This window comes from Brevibacillus brevis (genome assembly GCF_031583145.1).
Taxonomy (GTDB): Bacteria; Bacillota; Bacilli; order Brevibacillales; family Brevibacillaceae; genus Brevibacillus; species Brevibacillus brevis_E.
Window position 1 is genome coordinate 905,831 of the sequence record NZ_CP134050.1, and the last position, 13,675, is coordinate 919,505.

Sequence of the window (13,675 nt, forward strand, 5' to 3'; positions counted from 1 at the left end):
GAACAAGCGGCAAAGGGCTCCTGACAGAGTCCTTTGTTTTTTTGCTGGAGCAGGTGGCTGCAAAGGAAGGGAAGCATGGAGCCGCGTGCTGCGCTTCGAGAACAGCAGGCATTCCGAATTTCTCCGAGAGTTGCCTTAAGGCAAAATTGAAATTTTGTGCAATATTTAAATCATTCTTAAAATTATGTAGCATGTAGGGGTGCCGCTGGCTATAATCAAGGTGTGATTTGAAATTAGGTGCAAGCGCGTGAACAAAATTTCAAGAGAGGAGGGACAGGATGTACACCCAAAGGGAAATGATTCGGGTCGCCAAGCTTTACTACGAAAAAGGGATGACCCAGCAGGAAATTGCGGCCCTCGAAAATATCTCCCGCCCGACAGTCAGCCGGATATTGGATGCAGCCATTCAGGAGGGAATCGTCACGTTCTCGATCCAGTACCCGCTGGAGTCGGTGGATGACCTGGAAGAAGAATTGAAAAAGAGATTGGAGCTCATGAAGGTCTGTGTCGCGCCTGCCATTATTCCGGAGCCGTCCTTCATCTTGACGGACGTGGGCAAGCTGCTAGGCGAGTATTTAAACGAACTGGTATCCGACGGAGATACCATCGGCATCTCCTGGGGGAATAGCCTTACCTATGCGGCCAAGCAGCTGAAGCCGGTGAAGCGCAAGAACGTTCGCGTGGTGCAGCTCAACGGCGGTGTCAGCACGACGGCTTTCTCCACCGGCGCGATGAACATTCTCGATCAATTTGCCAGAGCGTTCGAAGCCCAGCCGCATGCCCTGTCTGTCCCGACCATTCTGGATTCCAGCGAGATTGCCGCCGCGCTTTTGAGCGATTCGAGTATCCGCGAAATTATGGCGGTGGGCAGGGAAGCAAACATAGCCGTCTTTGGGATCGGGCGCACTTCCTATCAATCAGTGCTGAATCTGGCGGGCTATTTTAAACAGGACGAGTATGACAAGCTGCTGCAAAAAGGGGCGGTCGGCGATATTTGCTCCCGCTTTTACTCCATCGACGGATCGATCAGCGACGAGCAGCTCAATGATCGGACGATCGGCTTGCAGCTGGACGATTTGCGCCGCAAGAAGCATACGATTGCCATCGCGTGCGGAGAAGACAAGGTTCCGGCGGTGCTTGGCGCCGTTCGTGGAAAATACATCAATACACTGTTTACCGATGAAAATACGGCAAGAGAATTGATCAAACAGCATGATCTTGTGCAAACAGCGGAGGTGCAGCATAAATGAAAGCGGTTAAATTGTATGAACCTGGAAACCTGCAGGTAGAAGAAATCGACATCCCCGAGATCGGAGCACGCGAAGTGCTGGTCGAGGTAAAAGCCGTCGGTGTGTGCGGCTCTGACATTCCCCGTGCGCTGTATAAAGGGGCGTACTACCAAGGACTGACGCTGGGGCATGAGTTCTCCGGCCAAATTGTCAAATGCGGTCCGGAGGTAGAGGGGTGGCAGGCAGGCGATCGCGTTTCGGTGGCTCCCCTGATCCCGTGCAATGAGTGCCAATACTGCCGGCAAGGCGACTACTCGCTGTGCGAGGACTACAATTACTACGGGTCTCGGACGGATGGCGCCATGGCGCATTATATAAAAGTCACACCGGACAATCTTGTGCGTCTCGGCGACTCCGTTTCCTACGAAGCGGGTGCGATGATCGATCCGGCGGCCAATGCGATTCACGGATTGTGGCGCGGGAAGTGCAAAGCAGGCGATACCGTGGCGGTGTTCGGCCTTGGGGCCATTGGGCTGTTTGCCGTCCAGTTTGCCAAGGTGCTGGGGGCAAAGCAGGTGATCGCCGTCGATATTCACCAGGAAAAGCTGGAGCTGGCTCAAAAACTGGGAGCGGACATCGTGATCAATTCGACGAAAGGGGATCCCGCTCGGGAGATTGTCGAGAAAACGGGCGGGGCCGACTTCATCCTCGATACCTCGGGGTCGCCGATCGCGCAAAATCAGGCGGTTTGCTCGGCAGCCAAGCAGGGACGCGTCGTCTTCCTGGGCATTTCCAACAGCGAGCTGACCTTGAGCAAAGAAGCGGTCAACAACCTTCTGCGCTACGAACTCGCCTTGTACGGTTCGTGGAACTCGTTCTCCAATCCGTTCCCGGGACGCGAGTGGTCATTTACAGCCGAGCTGATGGAAGAGGGCAAGCTGCAGGCAGAGCCGTTGATTTCGCATCGCTACCAGCTCGATCAGGCTCCGGAAGTATTTCAGAAGATTAAGAATAGAGAGCTGATTTTCAATAAAATCATGTTCCTGCCCAACTAAGCAAGGGGGGATAACATGACAACACATCAAGGCTTGGTAGCGGGTATCGACTTTGGCACGCAGGCATTGAAGATCAGCTTGTTTACGCTGGAGGGCAAGCTCGTCTGGAGAGGGGAGCGCGCCTATCCGACCGTCTTCCCACTGGCGGGCAGAGCGGAGCAAAAGCCGGAGCATTGGTGGCAAGCGCTTGTGGAGGTGCTGAAGGAAGCGGCGAAATCCGTCCAGCTCTCCCGGATCGAGGGGATTGGAGTTTGCGCGACGTCTTCCACCGTCCTCGTAGTAGATGAAGCGGGTATGCCGCAAACACCGGCGCTTCTGTGGATGGACAATCGGGCTGTTGACCAGGCAAAGGCCATCAATGAAAATGCAGACACTGCCGTGAAGGAAGTTCTCCGGTATTCAGGAGGAAAGGTATCGGAAGAATGGATGGTCGCCAAAGCCCTTTACCTCAAGGAGCATGGCTACCTGACTCCGGGAAGAAAAGTCGTCGAGCAGCTGGACTGGATCAACTTCAAATTGACAGGAAGGTGGGCAGCATCCCAGTGCAATGCTGTCTGCAAATGGACATACCAGGCAGGCAAAGGGTTTTCTCCCGCCTTTTTTGACGCGATCGGTCTCCCCGACTATCAAAAGCTGTGGCCGCAGGAAGTCATTCCTGTCGGCGACCGGGTAGGCGAGGTGACAGAGCAGGCTGCCGCAGAGCTGGGCATCGCTCCGGGCATTCCCGTCTTTCAGGGAGGAATCGACGCGCACATCGGCATGCTGGGGGCAGGTGCTGTGGAGCCGGGCGTCATGAGCTTGATCATGGGGACGAGCTTCGTCCATCTGGTCCATACCGAGAAGCCTGTTTTTCACGAAGGGCTGTGGGGGCCTTATGAAAATGCCATCCTGCCCGATCAATGGCTGATTGAAGGCGGACAGCTTTCCTGCGGTTCCTTGACGACCTGGTTTTTGCAGCAGTTTTACCCGCATGTGTCTGCCGAAGAAATGGGATCGGTGTATGAGGAAGTGGTGGCGGAAGCCGGAAAGATTGGGCCGGGCAGCGACGGATTGGTCATGATGGACAGCTGGCAGGGAAATCGGACGCCTTATCGCAATCCGCTCGTGACGGGCTCGATGGTCGGGTTGACCCTGGCACATACACGCTATCACATCTTCCGGGCCATTCTGGAAGCGACGGCGTACGGAACACGCAATATTATCGCGGCGTTTGAAGACTCCCATGTGCCGATCAAACGGATCATCGCCTGCGGCGGCGGTACCAAAAACGCACTGTGGATGCAGATTTTAAGCGATGTGACGGGGCTCGTCATCGAGACGCTGGAGGAGACGGAGGCCGGAAGCAAAGGAGCGGCCATTGTCGCGTCTTACGGACTGGGCAAATATCCGAGCCTGGCCGATGCAGCCAAGGCCAATGTCCAATCTGGGCGTGTCTATACGCCGCAAAAAGAAGCCCAGGAGAAGTACGACCGGTACTTTGCCGCCTATCTGGATTTGCATGTAGCGCTATTTCCGATCATGAAAGGGTTGGCGTCACCTGAGAAAGGAGATGGGATGCGATGACGGAGATCCTCAGGATGAAGAATATATCCAAGTCGTTTCCAGGCGTGAAAGCGCTGCAAAATGTGGACTTCTCTGTGAACAAAGGGGAAATTCACTGCTTGATCGGTGCCAATGGGGCAGGGAAATCCACCTTGATGAAAATTTTGGCGGGCGTCTATCCAAAGGACGAAGGCGAGATCTATCTGGAAGGGGAGAAGGTGCACATCTCCACCCCTGCTGACAGCAAACGTCTCGGCGTCATCACCATTCATCAGGAGCTTTCCCTTGTGGAGCATTTGAGCGTTGCGGAGAACATCTTTCTGGGTTCCTACGCCAACCCGCGATTTGGCATGGTTTCATGGAAGCGCTTGCGGGGACAGGCACAGGAGCTGATCGATCGTCTCGGGATTGCGATCGATGTCGATACCCCGGTGTCCGAACTGAGCATGGGTCACAAGCAAATCGTAGAATTGGCCAAGGCTTTGCAGGCAAATGCGAAAGTCATCATCATGGATGAGCCGTCTACGACCTTGTCCGAAAAGGAAATTCGCACGCTTTTCACGATCATTGAAGAGCTGATCAAGCAAGAGATCACGATCATTTATATTTCGCACAAATTGGAGGAGCTGTTTGCGATCGGTGACCGCGTAACCGTCCTGCGCGATGGCAAGTGGGTGGCCACGCAGCAAATGAGCGAGCTGGATCAAGCCAGCCTGACGGAGCTGATCATCGGCTACAGGATGGAACGGCAGGAGCGGAATACGGAGCAGCAGCACTTCTCGGAGATGCTCCGAGCGGAGGGACTTCGGACGCGCCATATTTCCGATGTGTCGTTTTCGCTGGGAAAGGGAGAGGTACTCGGCTTGTACGGCCTTGTCGGGGCAGGCCGGACAGAGCTGCTCAAAGCCTTGTACGGAGTCGATCCTCTTCTCTCCGGCAGCATCTATCTCGAAGGAAAAGCGGTGAGCATCGATAGTCCGAGCAAAGCGATTGGCCTCGGGATGGGACTCGTGCCGGAAAACCGGAAGACGGAAGGGGCGATTCTCGGACTGAGCGTCGAAGAAAATGCCATCCTGCCCGCCTACGACCGCTTTGCGAGCGGCGGTGTCATTCATCCCGGGCGCATTCGCAGCCAGGTAGAAGAAAAAATCCGCGAGCTGAATGTGAAAACGCCGGATGTGCTGACGTTAATGGGCAACCTGAGCGGCGGAAATCAGCAAAAGGTCATCATCTCCAAATGGCTGATCGGCCAGTCCCGGATCATTCTGTTTGATGAACCGACGCAGGGCGTAGACATTGGCGCCAAGCAAGAAATTTACAAGATCATTCAGAAGCTCGTAGCAGAGGGAACCAGCGTCATCGTGGCCTCGTCGGAAATCAATGAGCTCCAGGAAATCTGCAACCGCATCCTCGTCATGTTTCGGGGGAGCATCGTCGGAGAATTCCGCGATCCCGGGAGACAGAAGGAAGAAATTCTCAATTTCGCAGTGACAGGGGGGACTACGTTATGGAACACGTAAAGGAAGTGAGCAGCGAGAAGAAAACAGCGCCCTCGTTCGACCTTGGCAAAATGCTGCGCAAATACAATCTGTTTTTTCTGCTGGTGGTCTTTATCGTGATCGGCTCTGCGCTGTCACCCAAATTTTTGACCATCCAAAACTTCCTGAACCTGCTGCAGCAATCCGCTGTAGTCGGGATCATCAGCATAGGAATGACCTTTGTCATCATCGTGGCCGGGATTGACTTGTCCGTCGGCTCCGTTCTCGCCCTGGCGGGAATGGCTACGGCGCTCGCGATTCCGTATACGGGCGTATTTGGCGCCATTTTACTGGGGCTGATCGCCGGTGCTGTCATGGGCTATATCAACGGCCTGGTGACAACGAAGCTCAAAGTGCCCGCCTTTATCGCCACGATGGCCATGATGGTGGCTGCCCGCGGTCTGGCGCTGCTGTTCACGGATGGAAAGCCTGTGTACAACCTGCCTGAGTCCATCCGCTTTTTCGGCAAAAATCTCTTCGACCGCATCCCGGTCTCCGGAATCATCTGGATTGTTCTCACCATATTGGCTGTGCTCGTCCTGCGCTATACCACGTTTGGGCGCAAGCTCTACGCCATTGGCGGCAATCCGCAATCGGCGCATTTGTCCGGCATACAGGTGAACCGGTACATCACCTACACGTACATCATCAGCGGCGTGCTTTCCGCCTTGGCGGGGATCGTGCTCGCATCCTGGCTTACTGTAGGGCAGCCCACCGCCGGAAAAAGCATCGAGCTGGATGCCATTGCCGCTGTGGTACTCGGAGGAACGAGTCTGTTTGGCGGAATTGGCGGCGTAGGCGGAACATTCGTCGGAGTCCTGCTGATGAGCATGATCACCAACATCTTCAACCTGCTGGGACTGTCCTCGTACTTCCAATCCATCTTCATGGGCGCCATCATCGTCCTGGCACTGGTGCTGAACCGGTTTGTGATCTCCAAGCAAACCAAAGACGTGTAATGCATGATTGGGTTTCACATTCTCCACAAAAAGGATAAGGGGGATTTCACATGAAGAAAACAAACAAATGGCTTATGGTTTCCGCGCTTTTCACCAGCCTGGTCTTTGCCGGCTGCTCGTCGCAGCCATCCGCTTCCGAGGGCAGCGGCGGGAGCACAGCTGCCGGCGGCGACAAAAAAATCGTCATCGGCTTCTCGCAAGTGACTTCCGAGTCGCCCTTTTACACGGCGCTGGTCGACGGAGCGAAGGCAGAGGCAGCGAAACAAGGCGCAGAACTGGTCGTAATGGATGCGCAGAACGACATCGAGAAGCAAAACGCTGACGTACAGGATCTCATCACCAAAGGAATCGACGTGCTGATCTTGAATCCGACGAATCCGACGGCGGTAGTGCCTGCCCTGACGGCAGCGAAGCAAGCCAACATTCAGGTCGTGACCGTCGACCGTCCGACCGAAGAAAAAGTAGCGGCTTTTGTCGGGCGCGACAACAAGGAAATGGGCCGGATCGCCGGGAAGCAGGCGGTTGCGCTTCTGGGCGGCGAAGGAAAGGCTACCGGCAAAGTAATCGAGCTGCAAGGCGACGCCGGCGGCAAGGTCATGATGGATCGCCACGACGGCTTTCACGAGATCGTAAGCAAGGAGCCAGGAGTCAAAATCGTGGAAGGGCCGTATTCGGACTACATTCGTTCCAAAGCGGTCAAAGCATTCCAAGACCTGCTGCAGGCGAATCCGGATGTGAATCTGGTATACGCGCACAACGATGACATGGCGCTCGGAGCGCTGCAGGTACTGGAGCAAGCCAACATGCTGGACAAGGTGAAAATCGTGGGCATCGACGGCCTGTCTGAAGCCGTGAAAGCGATCATCGATGGAAAATACAGCGCAACGGTCTTCAACGATCCGATCAAGCTCGGCTCCATCGTGGTCGATACGGCGCTGAAAGTAGCAAAAGGAGAGCAAGTTCCGGAATACGTGGACGGCGGCACGGGTCTGATCGATGCGTCCAACGCGAAAGATGTCTACAACGAAAAAGACGTGTTTGCACAAATGAAATAGGGAGGCGTCCAGGATGATTGCATCTTACATCGATCACACTCTTCTGAAACCGGAGGCCACAGAAGAGCAGGTGATGAAATTATGTGTGGAAGCTCGCGAGTATGGCTTTGCCTCCGTCTGCATCAATCCTTCCTTTGTGGAGCTGGCAGCCTCCATGCTCCAGACCTCCAAGGCGAAGGTCTGCACGGTCGTCGGCTTTCCGCTTGGGGCCAATACGACGGCAATCAAGGCAGAGGAAACGAGACAGGCTATCCGTGACGGCGCCGAGGAGATCGATATGGTCATCAATATCGGTGCATTAAAGTCAGGCGATGCCAAACGGGTGGAGGATGACATCCGGGCGGTCGTGGAAGCGGCGGAGGGCAAGCTGGTCAAAGTGATTATCGAGACGTGCCTGTTGAACCGGGAAGAAAAGATTTTGGCCTGCCAATTGTCGGAGAAAGCGGGCGCCCACTTTGTCAAAACCTCGACGGGCTTTTCAACAGGGGGAGCGACGGCAGAGGACGTAGCCTTGATGAAGGAAGTAGTGGGAGATCGCTTGGGTGTAAAAGCATCAGGAGGAATCCGGGACCTGGCTGCCGCCCAGCGCATGATCGATGCCGGAGCCACGCGCATCGGTTCGAGCAACAGCGTCGTCATCGTGAACAGTTAAAGGCTTCACGTGCAGCAACGGATGAGAGAGAGCTTCTCGTCCGTTGTTTTCGCGCGCTTTTTACGAAGCTAGCTCAGGAGGAAAACTTGTGAAGAGGATGAATCGCCTGCGGATTTTTCCGCGAATCATGCTGTTGCTGGTCCTGATGCTGGTCACCATGACCGGGATCTGGTTCTCGGGCTTTTACTACCTGAAGGAAACCGGCCAAAACATGCAAATGGTTCACCAGAACAATCTGGTGCCGATTTTGGAGGTCGGGAAAGTTCGGACGAATTTGCGTACGATGGAGACCCTTTTCTATCAGATGACATTGGAGGCGGACACAGCCAAGCACAATGCTCTGATTGGACAAATGATGGCGCTGATCAGCGAAAACAACCAGCTGCTCTCCTCCTTTTCCGATTCCGTGAAGGAGCCGGGACAAAGGAAACGGCTGGAGGAACTGATGGGCATGCTGAAGGAATACCAGGCAAAGCGCTCGGAGCTGATCCAGCTGGTGCTGCATCAGGAGGGCGGGGAGGCGGCAAGCCGGTACCAGACGCTTTCCCCCTTGCTGCAGGAGATCAACAATGGCTTTCAGGAGCTGATGGCAGCCAAGGAAAGCGAAGCACTAGCAAACTATCAAAGGACCACAGCGGATGGAGCCAATGCCAACCGGATCATGATTGCAATCCTCGCGGGAGCAGGGGTGCTGTCCGCACTGCTTGGCATTGGAATTGCCCGCTCGGTGTCCCAGCCCGTGCAGCAGGTGACGGAGTGGATTACCGCATTTGCCGAGAAAACAGCCAGAGGCGAATCAGACTTGACGCAGCGGGTGCGGATCCAGGGATCGGGCGAGATCGGCACACTCATTTCTTCGTTCAATGTGTTTATCGAAAAAGTGCAGGAAATCGTCCATGCCACCAAGGAGAGCGTCGACGAACTGCTGCTCTCTGCGGAAGGCTTGCAGCAAAGCGCGACGCAATCGTACGCTGCGTCGACAGGCGTGAGAGCTTCCATGAAGGAAGTCTCTGCCCTGACGGAAGAGCAGCTGTGCAGTACCGAAGAGGTGGGGGCCGTTGTCGTGCAGGTGAGTACAGGTGTGCAGGAGATCGCGGACAGGACGTCTGCCATCGCGGAAGCGTCAGCGGTGATGACTGGAGGAGCGCAGCAGGGAAACAGCCTGCTGCGGGCAGTCGTGGAGCAAATGGAGCGGATGGATGACAGGGTGAAAGAGACTGCAGGAACGATCCGCGACCTGGGAGAGAAATCGCAAGAAATCGTCCTGGCCTTGGGCGTCATTTCGGATATTTCCAAGCAGACCTCGCTGCTTGCGCTCAATGCGGCGATTGAGGCGGCGCGGGCAAGCGAACACGGGCGGGGATTTGCCGTGGTCGCCGACGAAGTTCGCAAGCTCGCCGAACAATCGCAGCAGTCGGCTGCGCGGATCGAACGATTGATTGCAGAAATCAAGATCGGCTCGCAGCATGCCGTGACCGCGATGGAGGGCATGGTTCTGGAAGTGGAATCGGGCCTCGGGTCGGCTCATGAAACCGGAAACGCCTTTGAACGAATCATGGGCTTGGTGGCAGAGGTCACAGCGCAGCTGCAGGAAATATCCGCTGCCTCCTTGCAGGTCAGCGCCGGCGCACAGGAGACGTCGGCTTCCGTGCAGCAGTTGACCTCGTCTGCGCAGACGGTATCGATCCACAGCAAAGAGGTCGTGGTCCATGCGGAGGAGCAGCTCGCTAGCTCCGAAAAGGTCAGTCAGATGGCAGAAGTCATAGGAACGAGAGCAGAGCGTTTGAAATCGATTGTGGCGGGATTTGATACGTAGTAGGCGGCAAAGCCCAACCGAAGCCCAACCGAAGCCCAACAGCAACCCGAGCGATTGGAATCTTCATTGCTCGGGTTTTTTGTATGTGGAGAAGTGCTTGCCCGGTGAATGAAGCTGCTGATTGTCGATAGAAAGAAATAGGTTACTTGGATGAGTATGCTTTGATTTCACCGTTGTTCTCAAGGTGCTTGTACAAGCGATAAAGAATGGTGACCGCTTCAGCGCGGGTGAGCGGGTCATAAGCTTCGAACTCTCCGTTATACGTTGTCATAAGCCCATCCAATTGCAGACTGGTTAACGTGCTGCCCGTGACGAAAGTATAATCATCGAAGTTCGTGTGCATGCCTTCGGAGTCCTTTACGAACAACAACGGATAGAGCGTATTCGTCGTATCGATCCCCTCGAGATACCCATACCTGCCATCGTTTTGGTAAGACTCTATTTCATCGGGATTTGTAAAAACTTTTACGGGAATGTCCTTCATTTTCGACACAGCATCGTAAATTTCTTGGTCGGTTGGCTCCTTCGGGGTGTAGATGTTGCTCAGCAATTTTGCCATGCCGATCCGGGTTAGCTTTCTTTCCGGGTCAAAACAGACCCCTTTGTCTGTGAAGTAGATTCCCGACCACGCAGATGTTACCATTTCGGAGATGTACTTGTGGCCCCAGTAATTTTGTGGAGCGTCCACGATGCGGTTTGTAGAGCCATTCGAGATATTGGGCCTATATTGATCGAACAGTTTGTAAACCATCACGACGAATTCGGCTTTCGTGACGGGAGCGTCAGGATTAAAACGGCCATGCTCATCGCCGCGGATCACGCCCTTTTGGTTCATGAAGGTGAGGGGTTCAATTGCCCAGGAATGCGTGACGGGATTTACATCAGGGAAAACGGTATCTGCCGCATATGTATTGGAATTAGAAAAAGATAGACCGAGAAGCGCTAGCATCATGACAAGTTTTTTTCTCATTCACTGCCACCTCGTTATCAGGGAGAATTGGGAGAAGATAATTTTACATCATTTCCATCTAATGTGAATAGAGCGACCTTCCTTTTTCTCATTATCGAAAATGCCCCAACAAATGGTATACTTAAATGACATAACCCGGAATCAATACGATGATCGTGCGCGCCGGCTGCGGCGGTTGCGAGACGGATCAACATGCGTTTTGCATAGATAGGTAACGAGCTGTATCCGAATTGCTTGCGATCGCTTCCCTTGTACCCATTCGCGATAGACCCAGGAGGAATGTAAGTAGAATGAATGACATACATCAGTTCGAGCTCCCGATCGGCGTCATCGGAGAGAGAATTCGCTCCAAACGAAAAGAGGCGAATCTGACCGTGGACGAGGTCGCGGAGAAGATCGGTTTGAGCCAGAGCATGGTTTCCCAGCTGGAACGCGGAAAGGCGAAGCCCTCTCTGGATACGCTATGGAAATTAAGCATCATCTTTGACGTGTCTCTTTCCTATTTTTTCGAGGGGATCAAGAAAAACTCCGTATTCCTCTCCAGACGCGAAGAGCAGGAGATTCTCACGATGCGGCACCCGAATGTGCAATATCGGGTCTTGGCTCCTCTGACCGGCACCAAGCTGGAGTTCTTTGAAATCATCGTCAGCCCTGACCGCGGTGAAAAAATCGTGCCCTTGCCTCATCAGGGGGAAGAAGGGGGCATCGTGCTGCACGGAGAAATCGAGGTTACCATTGGCGATGAAACCTACTTGTTGAAGCAAGGGGACAGCATCTACTTTGACAGCACCAAGCCCCATGCATTCCGGAACCCGGGAACGGAGCCCGCCATCGCGATTTGGACGGGGACTCCGTGGGTGCCTATCGATGAAAGCTAATCGCTACGGTATGAATAGGTCGAATAGCAAGAGTGTTTCCCTCGTGGTGACAAGGATGAAAGCCGTCTGAAAGGATCGGCTGCCATTGTCGGCCAGGAGGGTTTTTATTTGGATGGAAGCTGTCGAGCACGAGATCATTGCGCATCCTGCGCGCGACACACCGGGAAGCTCTGGAGAAGAAGGATGGGAGTCGCAGGCGATTGAATTGAGTGAATTTATAAACTATAAATATGAGTGATAAAAAAGTAATGTGAGTAATTTTATTCTTGATTATCGCAATACAATTGCTATTATATTAAATATAATTAATTTTTAGACAGGTGAGGAGGCTGCATTTTCGAACCGAGGAACCGATGCTTTGACATGGGGGAGCAGTAAAACACAAACGATCACAAGGGAGGTTCACCACATGGAGTATGGCATTCTCTCGCTCATCCCGCCGCTAGTAGCCATTATCTTCGCTTTAAAGACCAAGCAGACCTTATTGTCTTTATTCGCAGGGGTTTGGGTAGGGGCCACGATCCTCAATGCGTGGAATCCGGTCGAGGGGCTCGTCAAAGTCATTTCCGACTTCGTGGTCCCGTCTGTCAGCGACAAAGGAAACGCATCGTTGCTCATTCTCGTTTCCCTTGCCGGAGGATTCATCTATAGCCTGAAGGTTTCGGGGGCAGCCGAATCGTTTGCCAGAATCATTACGAAGAAGATCAACACGAAGAAAAAGGCACAGTTGATGACATGGGCATGCGCGTTCCTGTTTTCCTATACGGAGCCGATTCTGATTCTGGGCACAGTGATGCGGCCCATTACGGACAAGGTAAAGGTAGCGAGAGTAAAGCTGGCTTATATTCTTCACTCGATGGGCGGTCCGCTCGCTGCTTTTTCTCCCATCAGCAGCTACGGGCCCTTTATCATCGGACTGATCGCCCCGCAGCTGGTGGCTTTGCAGCTTGGCGACAATCCTTGGTCCGTGTACCTCGATATGTTCGCCTTCAACCTGTACGGACTGTTTGCCATGCTGACGGTTTCCTTCGTGGTGATCACCGGTTTTGATATCGGCGGCATGTATCAGGCGCAAAAAAGGGCCGACGAGACGGGAGAACTGATCGGGGAGAATGACGTCCCGATGGTCTCGGAAAATGAGGAAGATGCGCTGCCGTCCGGCTATCGTCCGAGCTTGTGGAACTTCCTTGTTCCGATGGGGCTTCTTTTCATCGGGATCTTCTCGGTGATTTTTTGGACAGGGGAAATTGGAACGAATGGTTTTGTAGGCGCTTTCTTGCATGGAGATATCGTCACTGCCATTTCCATCGGTTTTTTGGCAGGAGCGGTCGGCGCGTCATCCATGGCGGTTGCAACTCGCCTGCGCACCTTTCAGCAAGCGGTGGATGACTGGGTGAAGGGCGTCAAGCAGATGATGAACGTCCCTCTCATTTTGGTCATGGTCTGGTCGATCGGTGCGGTCACCAGCAAAATGGGCGTAGGGGGATACATCACCCAGCTGATCGATGGCTTCCTGCCCGCAAGCATTGTTCCAGCCTGCATTTTCGTGATCGGCGCCCTCATTTCGTTCGCGACCGGAAGCTCGTGGGGAGTATGGGCCATTCTCATGCCGATTGCCATTCCGATGGCGCACAGCATGGGGGTGTCGCTTCCCCTGGTCATTGGAGCGGTCATCAGCAGCGGCCTGTTTGGAAACCACTGCTCCCCGATCGCGGATACGACCGTCATGACCGCAACCGCCGCCGCCTGCGACCCCATCGAGCACGTCCGTACCCAATTGCCCTATGCGCTCATTATTGCAGCGACGACGGTTTGCGGATACCTGATCGGGGGAATGACGGGGCAAGCGATTCCGAGCTTGTGCGGACAGGCTGTTTTGATCGTAGCAATCTTCTGGATCTTGAACAAAAAAGTAAGGAAGAGGGCACGCGCAGCGAAAAACATAGAAAGCGTGGCGTAAAGAGGGACCACCATCCAAAGC

The 13,675-nt window shown here is 54.1% G+C and carries 12 protein-coding genes; 11 read left to right on the forward strand and 1 reads right to left on the reverse strand.

Features of this window, described 5'->3' with window-relative positions:
* The first annotated feature begins 278 nt into the window (after positions 1-278).
* The 8 genes from RGB73_RS04660 to RGB73_RS04695 all read left to right on the forward strand — a co-directional run bounded on the left by RGB73_RS04660 (position 279) and on the right by RGB73_RS04695 (position 9,846).
* Positions 279-1,250, forward strand: a complete 972-nt coding sequence (locus tag RGB73_RS04660; RefSeq protein ID WP_310769588.1) for a sugar-binding transcriptional regulator — start codon at positions 279-281, stop codon at positions 1,248-1,250.
* Positions 1,247-2,284, forward strand: coding sequence for a galactitol-1-phosphate 5-dehydrogenase (locus tag RGB73_RS04665; protein WP_310769590.1), 1,038 nt, complete (start codon positions 1,247-1,249; stop codon positions 2,282-2,284). Before RGB73_RS04660 ends, RGB73_RS04665 begins: the two co-directional genes overlap by 4 nt.
* 15 nt (positions 2,285-2,299) lie before the next feature.
* Positions 2,300-3,847: an FGGY-family carbohydrate kinase gene (locus RGB73_RS04670; RefSeq protein WP_310769592.1), complete on the forward strand. Its 1,548-nt coding sequence runs from the start codon at positions 2,300-2,302 to the stop codon at positions 3,845-3,847.
* The gene (locus RGB73_RS04675; protein WP_310769594.1) at positions 3,844-5,346 is read left to right on the forward strand and encodes a sugar ABC transporter ATP-binding protein; all 1,503 of its coding nucleotides are present in this window, start codon (positions 3,844-3,846) and stop codon (positions 5,344-5,346) included. Before RGB73_RS04670 ends, RGB73_RS04675 begins: the two co-directional genes overlap by 4 nt.
* A complete protein-coding gene (locus tag RGB73_RS04680; protein WP_396136170.1) occupies positions 5,334-6,323 on the forward strand; it encodes an ABC transporter permease in 990 nt (329 codons plus the stop codon). Before RGB73_RS04675 ends, RGB73_RS04680 begins: the two co-directional genes overlap by 13 nt.
* 50 nt (positions 6,324-6,373) lie before the next feature.
* On the forward strand, positions 6,374-7,378 hold the full coding sequence (locus RGB73_RS04685) for a substrate-binding domain-containing protein (RefSeq protein WP_310769596.1): 1,005 nt from the start codon (positions 6,374-6,376) through the stop codon (positions 7,376-7,378).
* A 13-nt stretch (positions 7,379-7,391) separates the two neighbouring features.
* The gene (gene deoC, locus RGB73_RS04690) at positions 7,392-8,030 is read left to right on the forward strand and encodes a deoxyribose-phosphate aldolase (RefSeq protein WP_310769598.1); all 639 of its coding nucleotides are present in this window, start codon (positions 7,392-7,394) and stop codon (positions 8,028-8,030) included.
* Between the two features lie 97 nt (positions 8,031-8,127).
* Entirely contained in the window at positions 8,128-9,846 is a 1,719-nt protein-coding gene (locus RGB73_RS04695) for a methyl-accepting chemotaxis protein (RefSeq protein WP_310774134.1), read from the forward strand.
* Positions 9,847-9,988: 142 nt separating this feature from the next.
* Here RGB73_RS04695 and RGB73_RS04700 read toward each other — a convergent pair whose 3' ends face one another.
* Positions 9,989-10,816 (reverse strand): S-layer homology domain-containing protein, encoded by an 828-nt coding sequence (locus tag RGB73_RS04700; RefSeq protein ID WP_310769600.1) that lies wholly within the window; start codon positions 10,814-10,816, stop codon positions 9,989-9,991.
* Positions 10,817-11,106: 290 nt separating this feature from the next.
* Between RGB73_RS04700 and RGB73_RS04705 the strand changes: the two genes are divergently transcribed.
* The 3 genes from RGB73_RS04705 (at position 11,107) to RGB73_RS04715 (ending at position 13,654) form a co-directional block, all read left to right on the forward strand.
* A complete protein-coding gene (locus RGB73_RS04705; protein WP_310769602.1) occupies positions 11,107-11,694 on the forward strand; it encodes a helix-turn-helix domain-containing protein in 588 nt (195 codons plus the stop codon).
* A gap of 112 nt (positions 11,695-11,806) precedes the next feature.
* Positions 11,807-11,932 carry a hypothetical protein gene (locus RGB73_RS04710; protein ID WP_310769604.1) on the forward strand — a complete coding sequence of 42 codons (126 nt, stop codon included), beginning with the start codon at positions 11,807-11,809 and terminating at the stop codon, positions 11,930-11,932.
* 171 nt (positions 11,933-12,103) lie between these two features.
* Positions 12,104-13,654: a Na+/H+ antiporter NhaC family protein gene (locus RGB73_RS04715; RefSeq protein WP_310769606.1), complete on the forward strand. Its 1,551-nt coding sequence runs from the start codon at positions 12,104-12,106 to the stop codon at positions 13,652-13,654.
* Positions 13,655-13,675: the final 21 nt, after the last annotated feature.

Excerpts from the sequence above, each read along its gene's own strand:
- deoC (WP_310769598.1), top strand. The coding sequence starts at position 7,392 with ATGATTGCATCTTACATCGATCACACTCTTCTGAAACCGGAGGCCACA.
- RGB73_RS04680 (WP_396136170.1), top strand. The coding sequence starts at position 5,334 with ATGGAACACGTAAAGGAAGTGAGCAGCGAGAAGAAAACAGCGCCCTCG.
- RGB73_RS04715 (WP_310769606.1), top strand. The coding sequence starts at position 12,104 with ATGGAGTATGGCATTCTCTCGCTCATCCCGCCGCTAGTAGCCATTATC.
- RGB73_RS04670 (WP_310769592.1), top strand. The coding sequence starts at position 2,300 with ATGACAACACATCAAGGCTTGGTAGCGGGTATCGACTTTGGCACGCAG.
- RGB73_RS04705 (WP_310769602.1), top strand. The coding sequence starts at position 11,107 with ATGAATGACATACATCAGTTCGAGCTCCCGATCGGCGTCATCGGAGAG.
- RGB73_RS04695 (WP_310774134.1), top strand. The coding sequence starts at position 8,128 with ATGAATCGCCTGCGGATTTTTCCGCGAATCATGCTGTTGCTGGTCCTG.
- RGB73_RS04665 (WP_310769590.1), top strand. The coding sequence starts at position 1,247 with ATGAAAGCGGTTAAATTGTATGAACCTGGAAACCTGCAGGTAGAAGAA.
- RGB73_RS04700 (WP_310769600.1), bottom strand. The coding sequence starts at position 10,816 with ATGAGAAAAAAACTTGTCATGATGCTAGCGCTTCTCGGTCTATCTTTT.
- RGB73_RS04710 (WP_310769604.1), top strand. The coding sequence starts at position 11,807 with ATGGAAGCTGTCGAGCACGAGATCATTGCGCATCCTGCGCGCGACACA.
- RGB73_RS04675 (WP_310769594.1), top strand. The coding sequence starts at position 3,844 with ATGACGGAGATCCTCAGGATGAAGAATATATCCAAGTCGTTTCCAGGC.
- RGB73_RS04660 (WP_310769588.1), top strand. The coding sequence starts at position 279 with ATGTACACCCAAAGGGAAATGATTCGGGTCGCCAAGCTTTACTACGAA.
- RGB73_RS04685 (WP_310769596.1), top strand. The coding sequence starts at position 6,374 with ATGAAGAAAACAAACAAATGGCTTATGGTTTCCGCGCTTTTCACCAGC.